This window comes from Streptomyces sp. NPDC002730 (assembly GCF_042888805.1).
GTDB lineage: Bacteria > Actinomycetota > Actinomycetes > Streptomycetales > Streptomycetaceae > Streptomyces.
The window spans coordinates 292,028-317,840 of record NZ_JBIAQG010000014.1 but is presented as its reverse complement, the minus strand read 5'-3'; the positions used below and the strand labels follow the sequence as shown (position 1 = coordinate 317,840).

Annotated in this window: 16 protein-coding genes and 3 pseudogenes; 9 read left to right on the top strand and 10 right to left on the bottom strand. The window is 67.6% G+C overall.

Annotated elements, in window-relative coordinates:
• The first annotated feature begins 712 nt into the window (after positions 1–712).
• From ACFYXH_RS32910 to ACFYXH_RS32895, 4 genes and pseudogenes are all read left to right on the top strand, one after another.
• Entirely contained in the window at positions 713–1,459 is a 747-nt protein-coding gene (locus ACFYXH_RS32910) for an IS4 family transposase (RefSeq protein WP_389570762.1), read from the top strand.
• Positions 1,456–2,019 carry a hypothetical protein gene (locus ACFYXH_RS32905; RefSeq protein ID WP_389570760.1) on the top strand — a complete coding sequence of 188 codons (564 nt, stop codon included), beginning with the start codon at positions 1,456–1,458 and terminating at the stop codon, positions 2,017–2,019. Before ACFYXH_RS32910 ends, ACFYXH_RS32905 begins: the two co-directional genes overlap by 4 nt.
• Positions 2,020–2,080: 61 nt before the next feature.
• Positions 2,081–2,278: pseudogene (locus ACFYXH_RS32900) on the top strand (IS1380 family transposase); the annotation flags it as partial.
• A 444-nt stretch (positions 2,279–2,722) separates the two neighbouring features.
• A complete protein-coding gene (locus ACFYXH_RS32895) occupies positions 2,723–3,112 on the top strand; it encodes a hypothetical protein (protein WP_389570757.1) in 390 nt (129 codons plus the stop codon).
• Positions 3,113–3,572: 460 nt separating this feature from the next.
• Here the strand turns inward: ACFYXH_RS32895 and ACFYXH_RS32890 are convergent, their stop codons facing one another.
• Positions 3,573–3,941 (bottom strand): hypothetical protein, encoded by a 369-nt coding sequence (locus ACFYXH_RS32890; protein ID WP_389570754.1) that lies wholly within the window; start codon positions 3,939–3,941, stop codon positions 3,573–3,575.
• A gap of 827 nt (positions 3,942–4,768) precedes the next feature.
• Between ACFYXH_RS32890 and ACFYXH_RS32885 the strand changes: the two genes are divergently transcribed.
• The gene (locus ACFYXH_RS32885) at positions 4,769–4,996 is read left to right on the top strand and encodes a hypothetical protein (RefSeq protein WP_389570751.1); all 228 of its coding nucleotides are present in this window, start codon (positions 4,769–4,771) and stop codon (positions 4,994–4,996) included.
• Positions 4,997–5,199: 203 nt separating this feature from the next.
• On the opposite strand, the pseudogene ACFYXH_RS32880 reads toward ACFYXH_RS32885, so the two are convergent.
• A pseudogene (locus ACFYXH_RS32880) lies at positions 5,200–5,721 on the bottom strand (transposase family protein); the annotation flags it as partial.
• Between ACFYXH_RS32880 and ACFYXH_RS32875 the strand changes: the two are divergent.
• Entirely contained in the window at positions 5,662–6,942 is a 1,281-nt protein-coding gene (locus ACFYXH_RS32875; protein ID WP_389570801.1) for an IS4 family transposase, read from the top strand. The pseudogene ACFYXH_RS32880 and the gene ACFYXH_RS32875 overlap by 60 nt on opposite strands.
• A 38-nt stretch (positions 6,943–6,980) precedes the next feature.
• Here ACFYXH_RS32875 and ACFYXH_RS32870 read toward each other — a convergent pair whose 3' ends face one another.
• From ACFYXH_RS32870 to ACFYXH_RS32860, 3 genes and pseudogenes are all read right to left on the bottom strand, one after another.
• Positions 6,981–8,177 (bottom strand): transposase, encoded by a 1,197-nt coding sequence (locus ACFYXH_RS32870; protein ID WP_389570749.1) that lies wholly within the window; start codon positions 8,175–8,177, stop codon positions 6,981–6,983.
• Complete coding sequence (locus tag ACFYXH_RS32865; protein WP_389570746.1) at positions 8,071–8,550, bottom strand: transposase; 480 nt, start codon at positions 8,548–8,550, stop codon at positions 8,071–8,073. The genes ACFYXH_RS32870 and ACFYXH_RS32865 overlap by 107 nt, the downstream gene beginning before the upstream one ends.
• A 461-nt stretch (positions 8,551–9,011) precedes the next feature.
• A pseudogene (locus ACFYXH_RS32860) lies at positions 9,012–9,850 on the bottom strand (DUF5655 domain-containing protein).
• Between the two features lie 146 nt (positions 9,851–9,996).
• Here ACFYXH_RS32860 and ACFYXH_RS32855 point away from each other — a divergent pair.
• Positions 9,997–10,272, top strand: a complete 276-nt coding sequence (locus tag ACFYXH_RS32855; RefSeq protein ID WP_389570744.1) for a helix-turn-helix domain-containing protein — start codon at positions 9,997–9,999, stop codon at positions 10,270–10,272.
• A gap of 870 nt (positions 10,273–11,142) precedes the next feature.
• On the opposite strand, the gene ACFYXH_RS32850 is transcribed toward ACFYXH_RS32855, so the two are convergent.
• From ACFYXH_RS32850 to ACFYXH_RS32835, 4 genes are read right to left on the bottom strand one after another with little or no spacing between them, the layout of a single operon-like run.
• The gene (locus tag ACFYXH_RS32850) at positions 11,143–14,256 is read right to left on the bottom strand and encodes a pPIWI_RE module domain-containing protein (RefSeq protein WP_389570742.1); all 3,114 of its coding nucleotides are present in this window, start codon (positions 14,254–14,256) and stop codon (positions 11,143–11,145) included.
• A 26-nt stretch (positions 14,257–14,282) separates the two neighbouring features.
• Positions 14,283–17,939, bottom strand: a complete 3,657-nt coding sequence (locus ACFYXH_RS32845) for a hypothetical protein (RefSeq protein WP_389570739.1) — start codon at positions 17,937–17,939, stop codon at positions 14,283–14,285.
• Positions 17,932–19,122 (bottom strand): hypothetical protein, encoded by a 1,191-nt coding sequence (locus ACFYXH_RS32840; RefSeq protein ID WP_389570736.1) that lies wholly within the window; start codon positions 19,120–19,122, stop codon positions 17,932–17,934. Before ACFYXH_RS32840 ends, ACFYXH_RS32845 begins: the two co-directional genes overlap by 8 nt.
• Entirely contained in the window at positions 19,122–20,840 is a 1,719-nt protein-coding gene (locus tag ACFYXH_RS32835; RefSeq protein WP_389570733.1) for a PD-(D/E)XK nuclease family protein, read from the bottom strand. Before ACFYXH_RS32835 ends, ACFYXH_RS32840 begins: the two co-directional genes overlap by 1 nt.
• A gap of 34 nt (positions 20,841–20,874) precedes the next feature.
• Between ACFYXH_RS32835 and ACFYXH_RS32830 the strand changes: the two genes are divergently transcribed.
• The gene (locus tag ACFYXH_RS32830; protein WP_389570730.1) at positions 20,875–22,527 is read left to right on the top strand and encodes a protein kinase; all 1,653 of its coding nucleotides are present in this window, start codon (positions 20,875–20,877) and stop codon (positions 22,525–22,527) included.
• A 218-nt stretch (positions 22,528–22,745) separates the two neighbouring features.
• On the opposite strand, the gene ACFYXH_RS32825 is transcribed toward ACFYXH_RS32830, so the two are convergent.
• Complete coding sequence (locus tag ACFYXH_RS32825; protein WP_389570727.1) at positions 22,746–24,839, bottom strand: N-6 DNA methylase; 2,094 nt, start codon at positions 24,837–24,839, stop codon at positions 22,746–22,748.
• Positions 24,840–25,572: 733 nt separating this feature from the next.
• On the opposite strand from ACFYXH_RS32825, the gene ACFYXH_RS32820 reads away from it, so the two are divergent.
• Entirely contained in the window at positions 25,573–25,812 is a 240-nt protein-coding gene (locus tag ACFYXH_RS32820) for a hypothetical protein (RefSeq protein ID WP_389570723.1), read from the top strand.
• Position 25,813 lies beyond the last annotated feature (1 nt).

Here is a 25,813-nt window from a genome sequence, read left to right as displayed (position 1 = left end):
TTGGGGTACTTTCGGGGAGCGGCCACGGCCGATGTTCCTCTCATGAGTCCCATCTGACCCTCTGTCAACTCACCCCGCATCTCGGGGGAACCTCACAACACCGCCCGGGAAGACAGATGGGTGTTCGGCCACCGCGACAACGGTGCTTACCTCGTCAAGTTCGCCTGGACGAAAATCGTCCGGCACCAGCTGGTCAAGGGCGCCTCGTCCCCGGACGATCCGGCCTCGACGGACTACTGGGCCAACCGGCGGCGCAGAAGCGCACCGCTGCCGCTGGACCGGGCCACGATGCGTCTGCTCCAGACGCAAAAGGGCCGCTGCCAGCTCTGCGGACAACTGCTCCTGCATTCCGACCAGCCCCCACAGTCCCCCACCGGGTGGGAGCAATGGCTCCGTACCACCCGGAAAGCGATAAAGGCACGACACATCGCCTACCAGGGGACGAAGACGCCGGACGGGGTTCAACTCCGCCTAGCTCATGCCTCGTGCCTCCGACGCCGGAAGGCGTCAGGCAACGGGAATTCTGCATAGTCCCAAGAGCCTTCAGGACTTGCTTGAGCCGTATGCGCGGATAACGTGCACGTACGGTTCTGAGGGGGCGGGGCAATGCCGTTGCTTGAAGTTGTGAAGTGTTACCCGTGACGGGGGCGGACGGCTGCTCGTTTCGGTGGACATGGTTCATGCGTGGGCGGGGTTGTCTGACCAGGTGCGGATGGGTGTGCTGACGCGGTGGGTGCCACCGGAGTTGGTAGACCAGGCGGTCAGTGACTGCGGCCGGCGGGACAAGTGGCCGGGCGCTCTGCCGGCCCGGACGATGGTGTACTTCGTCCTGGCCCTGGCGCTCTTCCATCAGGACTCGTACGACGATGTGGCGGAGAACCTGGTCAGCGTGATATCAGGTCTGGCCGGGGACGTTCCCAACAAGTCCTCGTTCACCCGGGCCCGGCAGCGTCTGGGGGCCGGGATCCTGGAGACAGTGTTCCACCGGGTCGCGGGCCCGGTCGCGCCGGACGGCACGGCCGGATCCTTCTGGCGGGGGATGCGGGTGACCGCGGTCGACGGATTCTTCCTGGATACCCCCGACACGCCTGCCAACCGGGAGGCGTTCGGTGGGCCGGAGGCGCCGGACGGAACTCCGCTGGCCTTCCCGCAGGCCAGAGTCGTGACCTTGTCCGAGGCAGGCACCCACGCGGTGCTCGACGCCCGGATCGGCGGGCTGAACTGCGGCGAGCTGGAACTGGCAACGCCCCTGGCCGAAACGGCCCGCGGCATGCTCGTGGTCATGGACCGGAACTTCGCCGTCCTCGACGTGTGGCAGGCCTTCACCGGCGCGGGCGCCCACCTGCTGATCCGTGCGAAGGCCCCCTCGCCCGCAGCGTCGTGGAGCACCTGCCCGACGGCAGCTACCTGGCCCGCGTCACCTCGCTCGGCAGAAACGGCAGGAAGACCCGCCGGGTGATCGTGCGGGTAATCGAGTACCAGGTCGACGGCGGTGAGACGATCCGGCTGCTCACCGATCTGCTCGACCCCGAGACCGCCCCTGCCGGGGAACTCACAGAGCTCTACCATCAAAGGTGGGAAGCGGAACTGTCGAACCGGCAGATCAAGACCTCCCAGCGCGGCCCCCAGGAGATCTTGCGGTCCGCGGCCCCCGACCTGGTGCATCAAGAGATCTGGGCCCACCTGACCGTCCACCACTGCCTGTCCCGCATGATCGTCGACATCGCCGGGCACCACCGCATCGACCCCGACCGGATCTCCTTCGTCAAGATCCTCAAGGCCGCCCGCCGCAGCGTGATCCAGCAGTCGACCGCCACCCCGCGCAAGCTCCAACAGTTCCTCGCCAGACTCACCGCCAAGCTGCGCAGCCTCGACATCGGTCCGCGGCGTGACCGTGAGGCGGACCGGCTCGTCAAACGCTTCAAACTCAAGTACGCCGACCCGCCCAAGGGCTGGAAACGGCAACCGACCCGCCGCATCCAGCCCAAGACCATCACGCTCCTGCCCAAATTGATTTAGGAACTCAAACAACGGCGTTGGGGGGCGGGGACGTAGCAATGCGTCCCCGCTACCCGACGGTATCGGTTCTCGTCCCAAGCTCCATGTCTCCGCTGACGGTTCGGGGGTGGTCGGGCACGCCGGGGCACGTTTGCCGGCCGATCTCGCCGAGGCCACCGGGCTGACCACCGCGTACTCCACCGCGCTCAGGCCGCTGCGACCGCGCGGCACCGGGCATGATCCGGGCCGGATCGCCACCGATCTCGCGGTGATGCTCGCTCCGATGCCAAGCCGTCGCTTGAGCTGAACCGGGGTGATGGTCTGGCCGTTTCTGGCCCGATGGGACTGGGTGATGGGGCGGGCTTCCACCAGCAGCGGCTCAGGGACCTTCACCGCAGGCATGGCGGGTACCGGCGTGGCTAAAGCCGCAGAAGGAGCCGGGACGGGCACACTGGCAGCGACCAGTTCGGGCACCGGTTCCCCGTCGGCCATGGCAACGACGGCGGGGGCCGGTTCCGGCGCCGTCTCGGCAGCGGCGAGGGCCGGAGCGGGTTGCGGGTCGGTCACGGCGTGGAGATGACGCAACATGCCGGGCCGACCGTGCCCCAGGGTGAAGTGCAGAGGTAGTTCGGGCGTGTCGCAAGCAGCCCTATGTGGTCGCCGACCGGCATCTGCGTTTCGTCGGGAAGGACTGTCTGGTCGCTTCGAGGCGAGTCTGTATTCGGTGCCGGCCCGCCGGGTCAGACCCCGCCAGCTGGTCGAGGTCCGGGCCTCCACGGACAGTATCTCGCTGCATCTGCTGGCCGCGGACACCACCGCCTCCACTCTGCTGGCCGTTCACCTGCGGGCGAAAATCCGCGGCTCGTGGGTGGTGGATGAGGCCCACTGCGACGGTCTGCCCGACGGACACACCCGCGCCGTCACCACCGGTGATCCCTCACCATCGCCGCGGCCTGCGGCCGCGGTCGCGGCGGGTGACGCAGGGGTGCTGGCCGAGTGGCTGGCCGGCATCCCCGCCGCCCAGGTCACGGTGGGCCCCCGGCCGCTGTCCGTCTATGAGGCCCTGGCCTCGGTCACGCCGATCACCAAGAACAGCGAGGACACCACCGCATGATCACCCTCCACGTCGACCACAACGCCCGGCGACGTCACAGCGCGCTCTCCTACCTGTCCCCGACAGAGTTCGAACAGCAACACCACAAGCAAGTTAAGCTCTCACTCGTAGCATGAACCCCTGTTTCCACACTCCGGGGGGCATCTCAAATCCGTTGTTCGTGACCGAGGCGGCGGCCGCATACAGGTCGATGTGACGTGGGACTGACGACTTGTTGGAGATTTCGATCCGCCGTTGGATGGTGGCGCCCGGATTGAGGTGGTCGACGATGTAGGTACATGCGCGTGGATCGACGCGCCGGGCCACGGGGACTTCGAGGAGCCGGATTCCGAAGAATTCCGGCTCCGCCTCCGCGGCTGCCGCTGACGGGATGCCGACCGGCGCGAGCCCACTCATGCCGGCCGCCGCTGCGGCGAGGGCCGCAGCGGCGATCAGGCTGGAGATCCGGCGAGATGGCTTGTCAAGCCACAGAATGGGTCACCGTCCCGGTGTAGGTGCCGGCGACTGCGTCGTCGGGCACGGCGACGTCCAGGGTCGGGTTCCATGTGACGGTGTTGTTACCGGAACCGCCCACTTTGCTGTGGGCGGTCCGGGGGGCGGCGAGGGTTCCGGGCGTGCCTGCGGTGAACGGCCCGTTAACCTCAGCAACGGGATCTCCGGGTGTGTAGGTGACGGCCTCGCCGGAGATGGGGCTGCTACCAGGAGTGGTGAAGTCAGTGGTCAGGGAGGCGATGGCCACCCAGCTGGCATCGGCCAGCGAACGCTGGTCGTCCACCGTGACGTTGCCGAGCTGGCCGGTGGCCGTCCCGCCCGGAGCGGCCGCGCTCAATGCGGCTGTATCAGGAACGGTGATCGTCAGGCTCCTCCATGACGCCATCTGGGACTACACGATGGCCACAGACCACGGTGCGCCGACATTCGGCAACGGCACGATCGGCGTGCCCTCGTACGTGCCCCCTCCCGCCGTGGCTCCCTCTGACAACCGTTCGCGGGTCGGTCGGCACTGTAGCCGTGGCGGTCTGCTGGGGCATCCCCAGAGCGCCCGCTCTGGTCACGGAGCCCACGGGATGGGTTCAGCGGCTCCCCGAGCCGCCAATTACCTTGCGGGTCATACCGGAACGTCGGCGCCAGCGTGGCAGCAACCCAACCCGGGCCGCAGGTCGACTATCACAATTACCTTCTTGGTGGCCAGAGCGGGATCCAACGCCCGATGCGGTCGGCGGAACCTGGACAGTTGAGCGGGCCGTAACGGGTCACAAGCAAGTCGAACTGAGCAGAGGAGAGACGAGATGGAAGCTTTGCGGAACAGCAACGACGGTGGAGGCGGCGGCGAGGGTGACAAGCTGCCAGCCCCTCATCCCTCGGGACGGCCAGATCCCCGGCCGCGGGAGTCGTCTCCGCCGCAAGAGTCCGGCCGACCAGCGCCACCAGCCAATACCGCGCGGCCTGCCGGTTCACCCGCGGCAGTGCCGCCCACACACTGCCGTCCGCCCGCCGCGGGTCCGGTATCTGGGGCAGCTGCCCCCTCCATCGTCCATGACGACGCCTCCGCTTGATCGCTCACACGGGCCTGCAGCCGCTCGATCACCGCGACCAACCGCAAAAGCCCCTCACGTGCAATTATCGGCTCGTCTACTGCCTGATACACCTTCATGTGTGCATTCTGGCTGGCAGATTGAGGAGTGCTTCCAGACCGCGAAGAACGAGTGCGGTCTCGATCACTACCAGGTGCGGCTCTACCGGGCCTGGTATCGGCACATCACCCTGGCCATGGCCGTTCTCGCGTACCTCACGGCCGTCCGCGCCGCAGAAGCCGCAAAAGGGGCGGTGGGGACGACAAGCACGACCTCGTACCCCTCAGCGTCCCGGAGATCCGCCGGATGATCGGGCACGTCGTCGTCACGCCCCGCTGCCACACCAACGAGCACCGTCTGCACTGGTCACACTTCCGGCGACGCGGCCAGGCCCGAGCCCGTCGCTGCCACTACCAACAACGAGGCCACAGCCCCCACATGCGGTTGCAGTACTAAAGCGTGTTGCAGAAGGCTGTGATCGGGCAGGTCAGGGCCCGGTTCCGACTGTTCTGGTCATGGGGCCAGGGCGAGGTTGTGCATGTGGGCGACGGCCTGGACCGCGTGGTGGAGACCGTCGCCGCGCTGCCGGCAGTCACGGAGGATCTTGTAGTTCTTCATGAGGGCGAAGGCATGTTCCACGCGGGCGCGGACTTTTCGATGCTCCGCATTGTCCGCCTCCTCGCCCGGCAGTAGCGGTCGGCCGGGGCGTTTGCGGTGCGGCACCACAAGGCCGGTGTTGATGTAGGCGCCGTCACCGAGCACGGTGACGCCCTGGCACTGGGCGGGCAGGCTGGAGTTCCGCCAGACGTGAGCGTCGGCCTTGTTGCCCGGAGCCGGCTGGGCGGTGGCAACGACCAGCCTCGTATCGGCATCGATGATGACCTGCACGCTTGCTGAAAAACGGTAGTTGCGGCTCGAGGCACCGACCGTCCTGTCACGCACCGGAATCAAGGTGCCGTCCACAATCCACAACCGATCCGCGGCGTCGGCGGGACGGGCAGCCGGCTCGAGGGCGAGCAGGGGCCGCAGCCGCTGCCAGGTTCATGGTGTATTTTCACGCTCCCGCTGGCGCTCTTTCACCAGGATTCCTGCGATGATGTGGCCGAGCATGTGGTGGGCGACATGCCGGAGTTGAGTGGGTGTATCCCGCACAAGGCCTCGTTCACCCGGGCCCGGGAGCGTCTGGGCCCGGAGGTTCTGCAACGGCTCTTCCATCGCCTGGCCGGCCCCCTGGCCCCGACCGGCCTGGTGGGGTCCTTCTACCAGGGGATGCGTCTCGCAGCGGTCGATGGGTTCCTGCTCGACGTTCCGGACAACGACGCCAACCGACGCGCCTTCGGCGGGCCGAAGGACTCCAGCGGGAAGCCGGGCGGGTTTCCGCAGGTGCGGGTAGTGACGCTGACCGAGACCGGCACGCACGCCTCGATCGACGCGCGGGTGGGCGGCTACAACAGCGGTGAGCGCGACCCGGCCGTGGAGATGGCCGCCTCGGCCGCAGGGATGCTCGTGATCATGGACCGGGGGTTCCCCGGGGTCGAGCTGTGGAAGGCGTACACCGGCGCCGGCGCCCACCTGCTGCTGCGAGCCCGCTCGTGCATCGCCCGCCGCCCGGTCCGGCACTTGCCCGACGGCACCTACCTGGCCCGGATGAACCTTGGCGGACAGAAGGGAGCCCATCCGGGTGGTGTCCTGGTCCGCGTGATCGAGTACCGCGTCGACGGGGGTGAGGTGATCCGTCTGCTGACCGACCTCTTCGACCAAGACGCCTACCCCGCTGACGAGTTGGCGGCCCTCTATCACGAGAGGTGGGAGGTGGAGTCCTCCTACCGGCAGATCAAGACCTTCCAGCGAGGCCGGCAGGAGGTCCTGCGATCGGCCGACCCACAGCTGGTACGCCAGGAAGTATGGGCGCACCTGATCGTCCACCACTGCCTGACCCAGATCATCATGCGACTTGCCGACGGGCACGGCATCGACCCGGACCGCATCTCGTTCGTCAAAGTCCTCAAGCACATCCGCCGCAGCGTGGTTCGACACCACACCGATACTCCGACAAAGATCCAAGGGTTCTTGGCCTCGCTGGCGGCGAAGGTCCGCCGGAAACTCGACAACGGCACTCGCAGGCTCCGAGAAGCGGACCGGTTCCTCAAACGGCCCAACTCGCTCTATTCCTACCGACCAAAGGACCAGCCACGCGTCCCGGTGCGCCAGATACCCACCAAAGCCATCACGCTCCACGCGACGATAGTCCAGTAGTTAAGCAACGGTGTGACTCTGTTGGTGATCTTCAGGAGTCATCCGGCGGCTGCGGTGCAGAGGGTGTGGAATCGGCTTGATCGTGTGCGTCCACGGGGTGTTTCGGCGATCCAGTCGGCTGTGCGGGTGAGGTTGCAGGCCATGGCCGTGAGCACGTGCTGAACATGGGTCTTGGCGAGCCCCCGGTAGCGCGTACGCCGTAGGCCGTTGCGTCGGACGGTCTGGGAGAGCGTCGCCTCGATGCCGGAGCGGACGGCATAGCGTCGTTGCCACTGCTCGGTCTGCTGGTCGAGGCGGTTTTGGACCTGGATCTCGTGCAGCGGCTGTGGGAGCAGGGCGATCGAGCGGGGCCTGGTGGCCGAGGCGGTGCACGGGCGGCGGTCCGGGCAGGCCAGGCAGTCGGCCTTGGCGAAGCGGAACTGGAGGTATTCGTGGCCCTTGATGCGGAATGCCCTCGCCGGGGTGCTGGTCTTTCCGCGGGGGCACGTTGCCTGCCGTAGGTCCCAGTCGATCGTGAAGGCGGATTTTCCGAAGCCCTCGCCGCTCTTGGCCTGCTGGCTGTGGTCGGCGACGATCGGGCCGAGCAGCGTGATGCCGTGGGCCTGCTGGGCGCGTTGGACGCGGGCCGGGGTGATGTAGGCGGCATCGACCACGTGCTCGGCCGGGGCGAGGGCGGCCTGCGCCAGGTCGTCGTGGATCTGCTCGGTGAGCTGGCCGTCCTGGACCGGGGCAATCGTGGTGGCTACGTGCACCACGATCTCGGGCCGCTGTTCCTCGCAGGTCTCGGTGTAGTGCACGCGGTAGCCGCTCCACTCATTGCCGTTCTTGGTGCAGTAGTGCGCGTCGGTGTCGTGGGGAGAGTCGAACCGCAGGCTCGCCGGCGGCAGCGCGTGCCCGTCGCGCCAGCGGAGCTGTCCTTGCTCGTCCCAGTAGTAGTGGTGGACCCACACCTGTCGCAGGATTTCCACCTGGGGAAGTGTCCGCAACCGGAGCGGGGCATCGAGGGACCACAGAGCAGCCAGTACCTTCTGCCCGTCCCGTCCGAAGATCTCCGCCCGCTCGGTCACGGCCTCCGGCCCGCCGGGCACCTTCCGGATCTCGATCTTCCGTCCGTACCGCTTGTCCCATTCAGGTTCGACCAGCGGCTGCAGCAACTCCGGCGCGATCTCGGCCAGTTCCTCCAGAGCGGCGCGCAGGCTCTCCCCGGCCAGCTCCAGCCGGCTGAGACGTCGCACCGCGGCCAGCACATACGTCGCGTCGGTACGCTGCCGCCCGCCCGGACTTCAGAAGTCCCGCCTCGGCCAGCCGCGTGAGCATCACACGCAACATCCGGTCCGCCGCGTTACCTTCGACCAGGCGAGCGCGGAAGTCGCACAGGAGCGAGTAATCGAACCCGGTGTCCTCCAACTCCAGGCCCAGGGCGTACTTCCAGTCGATCCGGGTGCGCACCGCCTGGGCTGCCGCCCGGTCCGACAGATCTTCGGCGAACTGCAGCACCGAGACCAGCGCCAGCTGCCCCGGCGAGAACCCGGGCCGCCCATCAGCGGGATAGAGGTCCGCGAACTCCTCGTCCTCGAAGAGCACATCAAGGCGATCCCGCACCAGCATCGCGGGCGTCCCCTTCGGACACGCTGCCCACGCCGCGTGCACGGTCCGCGCCGGAATCCGCTGGTAGTCCCTCGGCTGCAACGACATCAGGCCCGCCTCGGCCTCGGCACCGCCCCGCTGCCCTCCACTGAAGCACCGACCGGAACGACTGTCAGCACCCACCGAAGATCACCAACAGAGTCACGGTGTTGAAGTCCATTTCCCCAGACCCCCGCACGCTGCAGGCCGGAGGGCCAACGCGTCTCACGCGACAGCGCGCCACTGGATGGCTTCGATCTCCGTGCGAATCTCAGCGATGAGGGCGGCAACATAGCAGTGGATCCCCGGTTACCGAAACCGGGGATCCACCGAATACTTATAGCTCCACCGCCACGTCCTGCCCGTCACGTCGAAAGGCCCACTACGACAGCAACTCACAACTGCATATCCCACCAGGCGCAATCACGCCGGCCGCTAGCGCCCTACGCCGCGGCATAGCTGAGGCGGAACAGGTCCTGGGCCCGCTCCAGATCCCGCTCCGTAGTACGCAGCTGTACCTCCAGGTCGCCCGTTCCGTGGTGGCCTAGCCCCGTCACATCCCGAGTGAAGCCGGGCACGAGGTCCACCGTCGCCGGATCGGCCTTCAGGTAGACCAGCACCTTGGTCTGCTGGGGCGGGATGAGGCAGGCGAAGTTTCGCAGCCGCTGGTAAGCCGCGTACTGCTTGCGCTGTACCCGGGTGACGCCGTCCCCGAGCCCCACAAGGACCTCGTCGACCGCCTCGGCCAGTTCGGCCATCGCACCGCCCTGCAACCGAACCGGGCGACGCCCCGGCCGCGCCGCGGCGTACCCGCTTGGCCTGAGCCGAGTGCCCCGTGACCGAGGCCACGGTCTCAAGGCCGAAGTGGTCGCTGCCGAAGTACCGGTAGCGGACCAGGTCGATCGAGCGGCGGTGCTCGCGTACGGCGTGCGCGTCGTAGCGGGTGAAGTCGCCGGCCACGCAGATCAGCCTGGGTGCGCTCCACAGGATCTGGGACGCGGCCGTCGCCCCGAGCCGGTCGCGGACCAAGTTCCGGAACGCGTCCTTGTGGTTCGCCAGCCAGGCCATGTAATAGAGGCCCTGGTTGATCACGCCTGCGTCGGTGCCGCGCTTGTACTCGACGATCACCGGTGCCCCGTTCTCGTCGAGACCCAGCGAGTCGATCCGCCCGCCGTCGACGCAGTCAATGACGTACTCGCTCGCCAGAAACGTGACACCCAGCATCTTCTCCATGTGCGCCTCGATCCTGCACATCCGCCTCGACCTCCGCGAGTCGCGGCATCACCTCGGCAACGCCACCTGCCGTGCTGAACAGCTTCAGACCGACCACTCCCCCACTCTCGATCACGATGCCAGAGGGGAACGCCGCACCGCCGAGGGATATTTCCGCCACCACCGCCATTTCGAGAAGGGACCAACGAGCAAGACATGCACCGACAGGACAACCCGCCACAGAGCGCCCCCTATAGCCCCGCCCGTATCCGCGCCACCTGGGGCGGAACAGGCAGCGTAGAAGATGCCTCCAGGGCTTTCGGGTTCTCCCGGGCCAAGGGGTACGACCTGGTCCGACGCGGCGAGTTCCCCTGCCGGGTACTACGCATCGGCCGGAGCACCCGCGTCGTCACCGCCTCCCTGCTCCGCGTCCTCGACAGCGGCGAGCCTGAGTACAGCGCAACCCACGACACACACCCCGTGCCAGCATGACCCACTGCACGCAGAAGCCCCTGCTGGCTCGGCGGATTCCAGGAGTCGTTGCAACACGTGGTTGGTTGACCAGGCCGCGAGCAGTTTAGACAGACGCTCGGCTAGGGGTTTCCCAGCCGAGCGTCTTGCGTGGGCGGCTGTTGAGTTCGGCTGCGACGGTGTCGAGGGCCTCGCGGGGGTGGACGGACAGGTCTGTGCCCTTGGGGAAATACTCCCGACGTCGACCACAAACCGGTACCGGACTGCCCCTTCGCGTTCGGCGGCAGCTTCTTGATCGGTTGAGACAGATCACTCACTCTCCTTGAGGGCGTGGAAACTCCACATTGGCGGCGCCATCGCTGCCTTTCAGCGAAGGGCACCGCGGTCATCGGGGCAGCAGACAACAGCGCTCTCCTCGTGCGGGGTTTGCGGCGCTGCCTGCTTCGTCCGCCACGGCTCCACTGCCGAGCACAACCGAATGCGAACACCCTCAACACTCGGGACGATCCCCGGTTTCGGTAACCGGGGATCACCTGCTACGTATCGCCCAGCACAACGACAAACCCGCCCCTCATTCCCTGCTTCGGCATCGGGCAGGAGGCCAGGGTCGAAGGGCGGGGGTCACACGAACCGCGGAGGCCACCGCCGTGGCAAGAGCGGTTTCTCGTCCGATCCGCTGCCCATGAAGTCATCGGCATTACGGCGCTTGCCGAGGCCCGATCCCCGGCTTCCCGCCCTCAAGCCGGAGATCGAGCCCGCCGATACCGACGGTGCCTCTTCGAAGGGGACCGGCCGTGCATCACCAGCGCAGGGAAGCATGATCGCCGTTCATGTAATGCGCGCCGCAGAACAACGGCAGAGCCGGTGGGGGTGCCAGCGCTCCCTCACCCCTCAGGGGAACAAGGCGAGCTGTTCGTCCTCCGGTGCTTGCGCGAGGCCGGGATCCTCTGCGTATTCCGGGTCCAGGTCTGCCGGCTCGGTGTCCGTTCCTTCCTCGATCACGCCCAGCGCCGCCGCCACACGCTGCCCATTGACGTTGCCCGCCGCCTCGGCGGTGGCCAGCTCCTCCAGGGAGGATTCCTCAGCCTCACCCGACTCTGCCTCGGCGACCGTCGGCAGTACGTAGTGCTGGGCGAGGCTCGCCAGGTGCAGGGGCAGGGGGAGGGAGAGTGCGTCAAGGTAGTCGGGGGCTTGGCGCAGCTGGTGCACCGCCAGAGCGAGTGCTTCGGGTGAGTCGCCAGCATCAGCCTGGCAGCCCAGGACTGCGATCTCCACTAGCCCGGGGTTCCAGGCCGGGATGTGTGTATCGATGGTGGGTTTGCCCTTGTTGGGTCCCTGGCGCAGCGGCCGGGGCGCGACTTTGTCGGCCTCGACGGCGGAGTCTCGGAAGGTGCTCGCTTTGGGTGTGGTGCTGTAGAAGATCCGGCCGGAGGAACGTGCGGAGTCTTCGTCCTCCACCCACAGCCCCTGGGGTAGGCCGTTGACTTCGCCGGGAGAGGCGTTGCCCCACCATTGCGGGGTCTCGCGCCCTGCTGCCGTACGTACGCGAATCAACCGGAGGTCGGGGTCGAGTCCCGCCGGCTGCGCGTGCCCGGTCTTGATCAGGTCCCGTTCGGTTCGGCCGTCCTGAAGCCAGGGCCAGTGCAGTCGGCTGTTCTGCGAATGGGTCAGCAGGGCGGTGGGTCGGCCGCGAAGAGAGCGGACCATTTTCTGGAGGTATCGGGCGGTCGCCCTGCGCTGTTCGTCCATGTTCTGTTGCCAGACGCGGTACTTCGAACGCTGCTGCGGTACGAAGGCGGCGGCTTCGGTGTCCGTGGGCATCGCGGTCTCGGTCTCGGTCGGTTCGCTGACCTCCGGGATTTCAGCTGTCTTGACCAGGCCGAGCAGGAACTGGGGGTAGGGAATCCAGCGTCCCATCCGCTCGTCCCAGCCTGTGACGGCCGCCAGGCCGCTGCCTGGTGCCAGCGGTGTGACCATGACGGCCACCGGGGTGTGGCGGGGCAGGCGGGTGGGGCCGTCCTTGCGCCGCTTGACCATGTACGTGGCGACGTAGCGCAGGTCCTTGGGGATCGCTTCGCCGAGCGTGTGCTCGGGCAGGACACGGACGCCGTACTGGCGCAGAGCGTCTTCCCAGCCCGAATGGACCCGGTGGGAGAGGTTCTTCTCGGTGTTGTAGCCCTTGGCCTTCTTGGGGACGAGTGCGAATTGCGTCAGGACGCCCGCGTCAGCGCAGCCCAGCCGGAGCGCGTATTTGGGGTCGTCCAGACGGTGGGCGAAGTCCTGGCGACGGTCGATCTCCACGAGGGCGAAGCTGGGGTAAAGCGGGTCAGCTCCGTCGTCGGCCAAGAATGCGGCGGCAGTCTTCCGCCGGGCGTTGATACCGGCCTCCAGGGCTTTGCCCCTGGGCCGCGCTGTGGGGTCGATGCCCAGAGTGTCGGTGATTCCCTCGACGGTGCGCAGGCAGCGGAGGCGAAGGGTGAGTTCCGGGGCTTTCCATTCGAGAGTGACGGGGCTTCCGGGTACGGCCCGCTCGTAGGCGTCCTCGGCAGTGACTGCCTCTGGGCGGCTTCCGTCGCCGTCCAGCCCGAGGACGTCGGCGAGGGCCTCGATGGCTGCATCCCTGAACGACGGGGTCTGCCACAGCAGTCTGGCTTCGACGCAGCACCCGGCTCCCGTCCCCTTGATCGCTTCGGCGGGGTCCTGTCCCTGGTTGATCCTGGCTGCCACCGCGAGTGCGGTCCGGCGGGCGCGGGCTTCGCGTTGCGCCTCCGCTTCCTTCTCCGCCGCCTTGGGCTTGGGCCGGGCATTGGCGGGGGCGCTGCTGCCAGCGCTCGCCCGGCTGAGAGAGGGGACCCGGCGTAGCTGTTCGGGCAGCGCCCGTTCGGCCCACTGAACGATCTGTGAACGCTGGTGTGACATTAGGCCGGCACCGATGCCGTGAGCACCCATGTGTGTGCTGTGGACGACAGCGGCGCGGGTGCCGCCCCCGTCGCCGATCCACTCCTCCGGTGCGGCAAGCAGGCTGGAGGGGTCGGGGAAGGGGCGGTTGAGCGCCAGCCTGCCCAGAATCTGGGCGGGGCCGTTGTTCTTCCAGGCATAGCTCTCGGTGCCGCGGTCCCAGGTCAGCCGGGCCACGGCGTACCGCTCGCTGGTGGGTGCTCCGGGGAGCCAGGGGATGCCGGGCAGCAGGTAGACCGAGGTGTCGCGGCCATACGGCAGCCGCAGTCGCTGCTTCCTCGCGTCGAGGCGAGTTGCCCAGCGGCGTACTCCCGTGTGCAGGTGGAGACGGGGGCGAGGGTCGAAGGGGACAGTGTGTAGCGAAATGTTGATCACCAAGGAGAACCACCACTCGCGCCCCTTGACCACGTGCGAGAGAGGCTGCGAGAGGAGTTCCGCTCCTTGCTGGCGCGGGCCTCGCGGCACGGCCCGGAAGTGCAGGCTGCCGGCGCTGTGCTCGTAGGGCCCCAGGGCGAGGATGCGCCGGGCCAGGGCATCGGTTGCGAGTTGGTATTGCCGGTCACGCGGAGCCGCTGTTCCGCCGTCGGTCGTGGGGCAGCCGAGGAGGTCGACGGTGACGTCCTGCCACTGCGGCGGGCAGGAGCGCAGCGCCGTATGGGTGTCCAGGACCGCCCGGTGATGTGCGGGTTCGGGGCGGAGGTCTTGAAGCCAGGCGCCGCTCAGGCGGTCCAGGGTGTCGCCGGGAAGCGGGTGGGGGGTGTCGGAGGGGGCGTAGAGCCAGAAGTCCTCGGCCAGCTGCTGGGGGTCGCGGGGACGGCCGCGGACGACCAGATCGGGGGCGAGGCTCTGCAGAACTCCGTTGAATCTGGCGACGGGCGCAGCGCGGTAGGGCTCGGCCTCGGGGGGACGCCCTAGGTTGCAGAGGTCCAGAACGCTCTCGTGCCACTTCTCCGCAAAGGTCAGTGCCCGATAACGAGCGGTCCAGGGCGCAGTGTTGGGCTTCAAAAGGTAGGCGGCCCGGCTTGCGTCGCGGTACTTGGCAGCCATGGTCTTTGCAGTCTCCTTGCTGTGGCTCAGCAGTCAGTTCGGGCGCTCAGACCGCACAGGGCGTCGTAGAGCGGGTGGTAGAGGGTGCGGACCAAGGCGGGGTCGGCAGGGTCGGCAAACGATTCGGGGGTGGTTTCGTCGTCGAAGTAGGGCGCGAGGACGTCGCGGAGCTTGATAAGCAGGCCGGGGTCGTTGCGTCGGCGTCCGCTGCGGGTCGCCGCGGCGGGCGGGGCCCCGGCCTCGGCGAGTGCGGGGGCAAAGGCCGCGTCGACGAACACCACCCGCGCGGGCACTCCGCCGCGCACCAGCCGGCCGATGACCTGCCAGATGGTGACCAGCTGATCCCAGGCGAAGGAGGTCTTCTCCGCGTCGTTGAGCTGGGAGTAGATGTAACGCCGGGACAGCAGGCGGCGCCACTCCTTGCGAGCCGCGAGGCGGAAGGCGAGCCCGGCGCTGTCCATGTCCACTGCGTCGGCCACGAGTTTGCCGAAGGTTCCCGCCTCGGCATCCGGCTGGTTCCGGACGAACCTGGTGACCCAGTCGTTGATGGCAAAGACGGCCAGCGACAGGTCGTCGGGGCGCGGGTGGGGACGGGCGAGGAAAAGAACGGTCCCGAAGGCGGCTTTGTGGCTCTGGTTGAGGATGTTGTGACCGCGCTCGATTGCCATCAGGGGCGCGACCAGGACTTCGGCGTCTTCGTCCTTGGCGAAGGCGGCCAGGTCGCCGCGGCGTACGGCTGAGGCGCCGGTGAAGTCTCCCGTGGCGGTGTCCCCGGGGCCGGCGTGGTCGAGCTCTGCCTTATCGGAGGCAAGGACGCGAACCTTTCCGCGCCAGCGCGGCATGCGTTCCAGGAGGTCGGCTGCGATCCTGGCATCCTTGTAGCTGCCGACCAGGAGGAGGGCACGTCGGCGTTCTCCGTCCTCGATCCGCCGTAGTTTCTGATCGAGGAGCGAGCTGCTGCCCGGGGCCGACTTGCCGAGCTGGGTGACCATCTGGGCCAGGACCCGCTCACGGGTGTCGAGTCGGGCTCCGGAGAGGGTGAGCGGGGTTCCTTCGCCGTCATAGAGGAACAGCGTGGTGAACAGGGTTTGCCGGATGGAGTCGACGGCGGCCTGGTGGGGCTTGAGGATCGCTTGGACCGGCGCCATGACGTGTGCGCGGGTCGATGTCCCGGCCCAGCTGGTGCCAGACATGAGCAGGACGTGCGGTCCGGGACGGCCCGCTGCGGGGTCGGCTCCCAGCGCGGGAAGGTGGAGCAAGAGCTCGCGACCGACGCCGGCACAGCGGAAGAAACGCAGGGTACCACTGCGGTGTTCGTCGCCGCCCGGGCCTTGCTCCGGATCTTCGGGCAGGTACTGAAATCCAAGAACGTTACCCATCGGGGCTTCCGGCACCACCGGCGCGTAGTCGAGGGGCGGTCTGCGGGAGAGTTCGTTGTCGGCGGTGTCCAGATGCAGAGCCGCCTCGGCCTGCGGCCACAGGAACGTGACGCGTTCGAGGCGCTGATGCAGGGCGGCCAGTACCAGGGTGAACTCAAGGCGTCGGGCTTCTCGTTCCAGCCAGGGCTCGCTCCCCCAGGTGTCCACGGGATCCCGGGCGGGTTTCCCCGGGCCGGGTGGCTCCTGGCGCAGGGAACCGTCCAGCAGGGGGGACCCGCTGAGCAGGGTGTCGAGCACGGAGCGGACACGTTGGCTGGTCGCTGTCTGGTCGAGGTGATGCAGGAGAGCTCCGGCACTGCGGATCAGGGCGTCGGCGAGGTCGTTGTGCGGGCCTCGATCGCCGAGCGGGTCATCGCGGAAGGCGTCGAACGCCTTGGTGACTTCGCTGCGTCGGATATCCCAGGGCTCCGTGTCCGGGGTCCGCGGCAGGGGTGTGTCACCGTCGGCCTCATCGTTGGAGTCGTACACCTCGGAGTCGGAGGAGGTCTCGTCGGGGAGGAGACCGGTGGGGCGCGGTCGGGGGTACCACTCGTTGACGAGTTTCTCCTGGAGCGTCCAGGCGCTGAAATATTCGATGTCCGCCCAGCGGCGAAGGTCGTGGTCGGTGATCAGTCGGCGGTAGAGACGGTTGGCGGCGATGTGGACCAGGTCCAGGGAGGCCGACCAGCGTTCGACATCGCGTGCCGAGAGGGGCAGGCGGCCCTGCCGGGCCAGTTCATCGATCTTGTGGATGCCGAGGCGGTCGAGCCAGGAATCCGGGCCGCGCACGATCAGCGTCGCGGACGGGGCGAAGGCGGTGTCGAGCTGCATCTGTACGCGGTCCGCCTCGTCGACGACAATGATGTCGCTGCGCAGGCAGGCCAGTTCAAGGTGCCTGAGGCGTTCGGCGTTGAGATGGTTGGGGACGGCGCTCTGCAGGAGGCTGGCCGGGTTGGCCACCCAGATCAGGGCATCGACCAGCTCCCGGTCGGGCGCATGGCGGGGGCAGACACTCCACACCGGACAGCCGTGATCGGACCGCGACGTCTCGCTGTCCGCTGCGGGTGTCTCGGACAGGTCGTGCCGGTATACGGGCATCGGGATCTCCCCGGCAGCGGTGGGACCGTGCTTCTTGACCGGGCGCAGTTCCGTGCAGGGGGCGTCGACGTAGCGCAGGGGTTCGGCTGCTTCCAGTCCGCGCTGCGCGTCGAGGACGCACACTGAGCTCAGATCGTCGAAGGCTGGATCATCGTGCTGGAGAAGGGAGACTTGGCCGCGCGCGGCAAGGCGGCGGTGCAGCCGGGATGCGTGCTGCTCACGGGTGGTGCCGCCGATGACGGGAGCGGCCTGTAGGTCCAGGTCGCGGAACTGGCCGACCAGGGTGAGCTGTTCGGCGACGTCACCGACGACAAGAGTGGTGCGCAGCCCTTTGCGCGCGCCCCAGACGGCGATGAGATGCATCAGGGTGCTCTTGCCCGCGCCCACCATACCGACCAGGTGGAGCAGGCGGTCCATGCGGAGAACCATGGTCTTCTCAAAGCGCAGCCCGTCGGCGGACAGGGCATCGAGTTGCAGGTCTTCCAGCCGTCGCACCCAATGGCCACAGGTGAGGCCGCGGGCCGTCTCGGTTTCCTCCATCCAGCGGGCGGTCTCGGCGAGTTCGGCCAGCGGGATGTCCAGGGGACGGCCTGCGGTGTGCGGGACCTGGCTCAGGTCGTGGCCGGTCGCCGGCGGGAAACACAGCTGTTCGGGGATGGTCACGGAGGCTGGCCGGTGCCGCGCGGTGAACCGGGCCTGGCCCGCCGGGGCGGGCGGCAGTTGCCGTTGGTCGAAGTGCGGAAGTCGGGACAGCGCGTGCTCGAACCTGTCGAAGCGGTCTGCGGCGATGGTGGGTTCGACGCGCCGCGCCGGTCCTCCTCCCGCGGCCAGCCGGTAGCCGCGGAGCCGTTCGGGCAGCTGGATGTACGTCTCCAGGCACTGGTGCCACATGCGGCGGCGACGCAGCTTCCACAGCAAGTGGCGCGCCACGTCGAGCCGGGCGCTCTGTGCCGGGGTGGTGGCGATGCCCGCGGCCGCGGCAAAGGGATAGCCGCCCAGGAGGGTGTAGGCACCGTGGGCGTCGCCGGTCGGGTCGAGACTTTCCATCAGATAGAGGCCGAGTTCCACCTGGCAGAGCAGCGAGGGGTTGACGTCCTGGTGTTCTTGGGGCCAGACAGGTTCCAGGGCTTTGGCCAGTTTCTGGTACCACTCACTGCTGTTACGCACTCGGGGATCCGTTCGTCGGTGCGGAGTCCGTCAGGTGGGGGCCGTCGGCCCCTCGGGTGCGGGCGGTCGCGAGGGCGACAAGCCGGTCGTCGGTGAGCAGGGGCAGGCCCGCGGCGGAGGCGGGGCGGTTGCGGCGGTACGTGCCGAGGTAATCGCGGTGGGCTTCGGCCTGTTCGCGGGGAACCACCCAGCAGGCTTCGTCGTAGGGCGGCTCTGGGCGGACGGGTTTCGCGGACCGGCCAAGCAGCCCGGGATGCTTCCAGTCCTTGACGTCGATGGCCCAGATGTGCTCGTCGGGGAAGGTCACGCGCAAGTCGTAGGCGTCGAAGCCGGGCCAGAGCTGGACCTCGAGCCCCAGCGTGCGCAGCCGGGCTTCCAGTTCGACCTCGGCGCGTCCCGGTCCGGTGACGAACTGCCTTAGCGGTCGCACAAGTTGCAGCAGTCCCGGCACGTCGGCTCCGGTCAGGGTCCGTCCGTGCGGCGGTGCGCCCCGACGTCGGCACCGGTCTCTCTCGCACCACCACGCGCCGTCGGCGAGCGGCGCGAGCAAGGTCAGACAGCGGCCGCAGGTGACGTAGCCGCCCTGGAATTCGTAGGAGGCCGGGACCGGGGCGTAGCACTGGTCCAGCAGTTCTTGTACGGGAGCGAGGGACAGGTCGGTCTCGGTCTCGAACCGTTCCACTCCGGTGAGTACCGGTCGTTCGACCAGGAGTCTGCGGAAGGCGACGTAGGACTCCGGTGATGACGCCTTGCGGCACAGGCGCATGGCCGTCTGAATGACCTCCCGGTCGAATTGCGCGGCGCCGGCATCCTTGCCTCGGATCCACCACTCGTGGCACAGCTGGGTGGGAACCCGTGCCTCGGGGTCCACCAGGTAGTCGTCCGGTCCGAAAGCGTCCGGCGGCAGGTCCAGGGGCCAGTCTTCCAGTGGGCGGCTGTGGCACCAAAAGAGCAGTTCCGGCAGGCTTTTCGGGATCTCCTCGACGCCCCTGAGGAGGCAGGCGAGGACGGTCCGGTCGAGGGCTCGCTGGGCTTCCGCCGGGTAGGGCAGTTTGAAGGAGGAGAGCGAGCCGAGATCGGCGAGCTGGATGACGGCGCCGGCTAGCGTACGGACGAGGCGTACGTCGGGGAAGTCGAGCCAGTCACCGCGCTGGGCTGCGTGGGCGTCAAAGGCGGTGGCCATCAGGAATCCTGCCTTGTCGGAGCGAGGTGTTCGATGCCCGCGCGGCACCATTCGAGGGCTTCGCAGCCGTCGCAATGCCGGCCTGGAGCGGTCGGGTAGTCCTGATCCCAGGCCCAGGGCTGGGCGAGTTGCGTGATCACTTCTCGGGCTTCGTCGACGGTCCCCGGGTGTGAGGGGTCGAGTTCCTCAAAGGTCACGTCGTCTGTGTGCAGCAGTTCGAGCTCCACCCTGGAGCGGGCCGCGTCTCCACCCAGGACCCCGGTGGCCAGCATTAGGACACCGAGCGCCAGCTGAGGGTAGAGCTTCAACAGCGGCTCGCCCTCATAGAGGTATCTGCTCGCGGTCTTGGTCTCCCGCCAGATCCAGCCCCCGCGGCGGGTGTGGAGCAGATCGGGGGTGGCTATCAGCACGAGGTCGAGTCCGGGGTCGTAGCAGACCGCCTGGTACTGCACCCGCACCTCTTCTTTGGCGGCGAGGCCGTCCAAGGGGCAGTAGAAGGCGTGCTGTTCGAGCATGGCGGCACCGTCGAGTGCTTCTTGACCGCTCAGGTGCAGACCGCTGGCTCCCCAGGAGTCCGGGTCCGCCGGGCCGGGAAAGGTCGCGCAGCTTCGGTGGGGCGTGCTGGCGTGCCGCTGGTTCAGAATGTCGTCGACCACACGGCCGCGCCGGACTTCTGGGCTCTCGGGCGTCGAGGAGCGCAGCTTGAGCTGCCGGGTCGCGTGGTATTTCGCCGGACAGTCCCGATAAGCGCGCAAATCGGTGACCGAGACGCTGCGGCGGGGGCGCCGGCGCTTCGGCGGCGTAATGCTCAGCAGTTCTGGGCTGTGTGGGAGTGCCTGGCAGCCGGTCAGTGCCTTGCAGTCGATGCAGCCGGTGCCGGGGCGGGTCCCGGTCCCGTCGATGGCCTGGAGTAACGATGGCCACCCCGCCGCCGTGAAGTGCTGACGCGCTTCCTGTCTGTTCCAGTCGATCAGCTCGTTGTGTTTGCCGTCTCCGCAGCCGAATTCGATGACCCGGACGTGCTCGGGCAGGGCGGCGCGGTGCTGGGGAAGTTCACCGAAGGGGACCGGGGTGTGCCGCTTGCGCCATCCTCCGACCGCGGGGCGCCCTCGCGCCGCCACGTATGCGGCTACGGCCTTTTCCGCTTCGGGTCGGTCGTCCTTGGCGCTGCCGAAGGTGAGCAGCCACAGTTCTCTTGTGGAGCCGTCGAGGGCCGCGTAGCGGCGTCCCCAAGCGGTCATCTCATAGGTGTCCGCGCCCCGGGAGTCGACCGGGCCCGGGTCCGTGCCAACCACCCATGTGTCACGGACCGGGACCGTGAGCGGCAGGTCGGCGACCTGGCGGGCGTGCTGGTCTGCCGTTCTGGCCGCCAGATAGCGACGGACCACCTCGGCTGACCAGGACATCAGCAGGGGATGCGCTTCACGGCGCCGGTAGAGCCCGAAGGTCCCGTTTGTGCGCCGGAGTTCCCCGATCACCCACTCCGGGTCCTTGCGCTCGTGTTCAATCAGGTCGAGTGCATCCATGAAGACCTTGAGCGTGAAGTCTTGTAGTTTTTCGGCAAGTTGAGGGGGTTCGGGATCTGCAATCAGCAGCGGCCGGGCTTCGCTGGCCCGCTTCGTGGGGCAGTCCCGGGGGTCGAGGCGCGCCGCAGCGAGGTTCGTGCGTACCAGCCTGATGTCACCGCTGGTCCCGGCAGGGCGCGGCCCACTGCTCACGGTCTCCTCCAAGCAGTTCGTACAGGACGGCCCGATGCGGCACCACCGAGCGGGCGCACCGGGTTCCGGCATATCCAGCATGACACAAAACAGCTGTGAACTCAGTCCATGCACGACTTGGCATTCGATCGCTTTACACTGGGCGCATCCGCCACGCAACGGTCTGGCGGAACCGGGAACTCGCCACCGTCGCGCCTCTCCTGCGTGCCGGAGGCGGGACGCTTCACAGGCAAGGGGCGGCATGAAGAAGGACGAGGTGCTGGGCAGCCGGTACAAACTGCTCAAGCACCTGGGCAGCGGCGGCATGGCCGTGGTCTGGCTGGCGAGGGACCTGCGGGACGACAGGCTCGTGGCCGTCAAATGCCTGCGCGCACAGAACGAGCTCCTGGACGCGCTCGACGAAGACGAGGCGCACGACGAACTCCGGCGCATGCGTGGCCGGTTCCGGCGCGAGGGCACCCTTCTGGGACGGCTGCATAACAGGAGCATTCCCGAGCTCTACGACCAGGGCACTCATCACGCCGAGCCCTACCTCGTCATGCGCTACGTCGCTGGCAAGCCCCTGCACCGATTTTTGGAGCAGTACACCCCCACCATCGAGGTCAGCGCGGCCATCGGGGTTCAGATCGCCGAGGCACTGACCTGCGCCCATGACCTGCCGGTGGTGCACCGCGACCTCAAGCCGTACAACTTGATCATCGATGAGAACGGCGTGGTCGTCCTCATCGACTTCGGCATTGCCAAGCCGCTCTGGCCCGGCGTCACCGACTACACCCAGCACGGATCCACCGTCGGCAGCAGAGGGTACGAGGCTCCGGAGCAGATCCTGGAACGCCAGATCACCCCGAAGACCGACCTGTATGCGCTGGGCTGCGTCCTCTACCACTTGCTGACTGGCCATCCGCCGTTCTCCGGGGACGGGCTGAAGGACCAACATGTGCATGCCGCGCCGATCCCGCCGACCTGTCATGTCGGGCACATCCCGGCAGAGCTCGAGAGGCTGGTACTGAAGTTGCTGGCGAAGGAGCCGGAGGACCGGCCGGTGGACACCCGCATGGTCGCGGAGGTGCTGCGGAAGTACGCGCCGCGTGCGGGTGACGCTGCCCCGTCCCCTCGGCTAGAGCCGGACCCGACGCGTCCGTTGCGCTTGCCCGACGAATACGACCTGCCGACCGCGCCCGCGACACCGATGGCTGCGTCCAGTTCCGGCAGGAGGCGACGCGGTTCCGGGTTCCTCAGCCGCCGGATGTTTCAGGAAGTCACCACCGAGGCCGAAGCGGAGGTCGAATCCGGTGAGCCGGCGAGTGCGGTAGACAAGCTGCTGGAGCTGCTGCCCGCCGCCCGCCGGGATTGGGGCGCCTTCGACCCCGGCGTCCGGACGGCTTTGCGCGTGGCCGCGAACGGCATGCGTGTGGCCGGGCGCTGCAAGGAGGCGATCGCGCTCTTTGAGGCTCTGACCCTGCGGGTTGAGGGCAAGGCGAGCCCGGATGAGCTGGCCGACTACCTGGAGGGCACTCTGGGTGCGGCGGAGTGCCGTATCCCCTTCGGTGACTTGCTTCCGGCCGCGGCGGCGCGGGCCATGGTGCTCGAACGGATGGCCCACGTCACGGGCCCGCGCGCCCAAGTGCTGGCTGAGCGATGCCGAGAGGTCGGCATCGAGCTCGAGGAGCTGGGCTTCGGCATCTAGGCGATCTTGCGTAAGTAAGTTGCGCTCTGGCTGGCCGGGACAGGTCGTTGGGTGAGTGTGCTTGGGCGGTGGCGTACTTCTTGCGTCTTCGGAGATCCTTTCCAGTCTAAGCTCATCAGTGATCGTTCCCCAGCGCCTGCGGGCCAACATCTATGTTCGGCGGGCAAGTCACGTACAGAAAGGTCCGGCGGGTGTACCGCCAACGATCGGCGGCTTGCTCACGGACGCAAAGAGTGCAGCTTTCCCGCTGCGAGCCCGTCCCCGAGGCTCCGCACGAGAGCCTCGCCCACCGATGCGACCGAGCGGAGCGACTCCTCAAGTGCCAGGAGTTCTCTGAAGGCGGCCGCATACGGCCGCTGTTCAACAAGTGTGAGCTGGAGCACCTGTAGCTTGCGTACGTCGATGCGGGCAGAGCTGGAGGTGTGGGAACCCGCCTGCCGCGCATTCGCGGACGCACGCAGGCAGCCTGCGAGGAACCAGGGGTCGAGGACTTTGGGGTCCGGGCGCAGCGCGTAAAGCTGGGGTCCGAGCACCAAGGGCGTACCCTCTTGGACCCAGACGCGATACGCCCTCTCGACACCCGCCACGACGACATCCCCCGGCTCAGCCACGGTGAACGAACCCATACTGGCGCCCCGCTCTACCTCGGCCCGGGCAAGCCAGCCCCCTGGCTGTCCTCCCAGGACCAGGTCGGGAACGCTCAAGGCCGGTACCGCACCATCTGCCAGCGCGTCGCCGTGCAGTAGTTCACCGGGGAGCGTCTGCCCCTGTTGCAGCTTGAGAGCATGGGCACGGTGCAGGTCCGAGACCGTGATCATGGACAGCACCTCACTACCCACCGACAGGTCGATTGCCGCCAGAGACTGGGAGTGATCGCGCACTTCGTCGAGTAGGCCACCCAGGCGCCCCCAGGACTCATGGAGCTTGGCCTGGGCCTCTACGGCCGTCTCCGGTGCGTGGCGGGCCGGCGTGAGATCTGTCTGTTCATTGAGCAGGTCCACCACGGGAACGGTGACACACCCCTCAGGCAATTGCTTCCCTGCTCCGGCCTTCCTTTCTCCAGACCAGTCATGAGCGCGTACCGCGTCGAGTACGCGGCTGGTCAACTGCGGCCAATCGATGCCTTGAGCTCCTCTCGTCGCCCCATGCGATGTGGCTGCGTCGAGCAGAAACAGGCGTTCGCCGGAAGCAGCACTGCCCTCGGACACTGGCATCCGGAGAATCCACAACTGGAGCGAGACGCTGTGCGGTTGGGCGGCCCCAGCCGGAAGTGCGACGACTCCCTGCAGAGCGCCCGTCCGCAGTAGCGCTCCACGGATGCGCCTACCTGCGCGCCGAGAGGCCACCGCTGGCGGCAGCAGGAGTACAGCCACGCCGCCTGGCGCCAGTCGCGCCAGCGCGTGCTCAATCCAGGCGAGTTCGGGCTCGGTCCTCGGTGGCAGGCCGTAGACCCAGCGGGGGTCAGTAGCCAGTTCCTCATGACCCCAGTCGCGCGCGTTGAACGGGGGGTTGCACAGGACGATGTCGGCCCGGACACCGTCGTTTGGGTCCGCGCGGAGCGAGTCACCTGCCTTGATCCTCACAACGCCGCTTCCCCCCTCCGCGTCGGCGAAGCCCAGCCGCACTTCCGCCAGCGCGGCAAGTACCGAGTCGAGTTCGGTACCGATGAGCGCCGTAGTCCCGGGATCGGCGTCCGCGCTTCGCTCCGCCATGCCCTCACCGGCGGCCAGGAGCAGCCCGCCGACACCGCAGGCGGGGTCGAGAACGGTGATCCGCCCATCCGCGCCCCGGTCCTCCTCCGCTCTGACGGCTAGAGCGACGTCTGCCATCAGTCGGGCCAGTGGGGCTGAGGTGGTGCCGACCTGCCGTACATGGGCGTCAAGCCAACGTGTGAGCAGGAAGGTGAATGTCTCCCGCTCTCCTTCGTATCGTGCGACGTCGACCGTCTCGTTCATCACGCGAGCGGCCTCGTCCGGAAGCAAGGAATGCTCGGGTGCGGCCTGATCCGCGCCTGTCGCGGCAAGCAGGCGGCGGCCAGATTCGGCGAGCGCCGCGCCCATCACCGCACGATCCCCCAGGGCCTCATAGTGCGGCCACAGCCGCTCGCGCAACCCGATCCGCTCGATCTTCCCGTGGGCGTACAGCCACCGTTCGATCTCCGCAAGGGAGAACTGCGGGCTGATGTCTGTACCGCCGACCGGCATCGGGAACGAGACATGGCGCCGTCGCCAGTTACTTACCGCCGCTCGACCAACGCCCGCGATGCGCGCGATTCCCGCCAAGGTGACGGGCGCATCGTTGGAGTCTGACATGTGGTTCTCCGAGCGGGAGGGCGACTTTCGGACGGGTCTGACACAGGTGCCGACACCGTAGCTCAGCCACCCCCACCAGGCCAATCATTGACTGAGTTCACAGGCGCTTCGTCGATCGCGCGCTCTTCCACGGCTACCTCCCTACTGACTTCCTCGGGTTGTCGTCGGGTGCCGCGTGAGGGGCAGTCTGGTGCCGGCCAGGCAGCCATCGATCAGGTCGGGCCGGAGTTGGATATGACGTAAGCCCCGGCGGAGGTTGCGCTCGAGATGCTCGTCGTCGGTGAAGGCTGTGTTGGCCAGCGGTCCGTGGGCGCATCTGCCTTCACCCACTGCCCGCGGCACTCCAGGAGAGTGGGCCGGCTCATCAGAATCGACTAGGCGTGCGCGAAGGTCCGACGCAGCCGGTCAAGGATGACGAAGCGACCTATACCGCTTGGCCATCGATTCGTCAAGCCCCTGGCCACTCGAATCCCCCGCATGCGAGTCCGGCAACCCTGTGCGACATGCAGCCCGTGACCTTGCTTTTACTAACCGCGCCAATAGAGTGCGCGTTCACCTCCGCCCGATAGGAACAGGAGTGCATCCCATCACTCGAAGGGGTACACCTAGCCGATAATCGTGGCGCTCTCCTGACTCCCGGCGCCAGCATGCTTCGTGTTCCTAACGCGCCGTTGCGGAACGGGTGTTGGCCAACCGGTCGACGTACGGCCGCGCCTCCCGAAGGGCCTCAGCCATGCTTTCATCCCCCGAACCCGACCGTTCTTCCGAAGAATCCGCCGAGGAGAAGCGGCAAAAGGATCGGGAATTGGCCGAAGCCGAGATCAAGTTGGCACGCCGCAAGCGAATGAAGGATCACCTGCGGATCCTTCAGATCGTGTTCACGCTGGTCGCAGCCGTGACGGGCAATCCGGTCTACCGATGGGCAGCCAGGGGAATCCAGTGGGTCATGGAACTCCTCCGGGACTCCAAATGAT

Coding starts and splice junctions, on each gene's coding strand:
- ACFYXH_RS32850 (WP_389570742.1), bottom strand. CDS start 14,256: ATGGCTGCCAAGTACCGCGACGCAAGCCGGGCCGCCTACCTTTTGAAG.
- ACFYXH_RS32825 (WP_389570727.1), bottom strand. CDS start 24,839: ATGTCAGACTCCAACGATGCGCCCGTCACCTTGGCGGGAATCGCGCGC.
- ACFYXH_RS32865 (WP_389570746.1), bottom strand. CDS start 8,550: ATGCTGGTGCGGGATCGCCTTGATGTGCTCTTCGAGGACGAGGAGTTC.
- ACFYXH_RS32910 (WP_389570762.1), top strand. CDS start 713: ATGGGTGTGCTGACGCGGTGGGTGCCACCGGAGTTGGTAGACCAGGCG.
- ACFYXH_RS32855 (WP_389570744.1), top strand. CDS start 9,997: ATGCACCGACAGGACAACCCGCCACAGAGCGCCCCCTATAGCCCCGCC.
- ACFYXH_RS32840 (WP_389570736.1), bottom strand. CDS start 19,122: ATGGCCACCGCCTTTGACGCCCACGCAGCCCAGCGCGGTGACTGGCTC.
- ACFYXH_RS32830 (WP_389570730.1), top strand. CDS start 20,875: ATGCGGCACCACCGAGCGGGCGCACCGGGTTCCGGCATATCCAGCATG.
- ACFYXH_RS32820 (WP_389570723.1), top strand. CDS start 25,573: ATGCTTTCATCCCCCGAACCCGACCGTTCTTCCGAAGAATCCGCCGAG.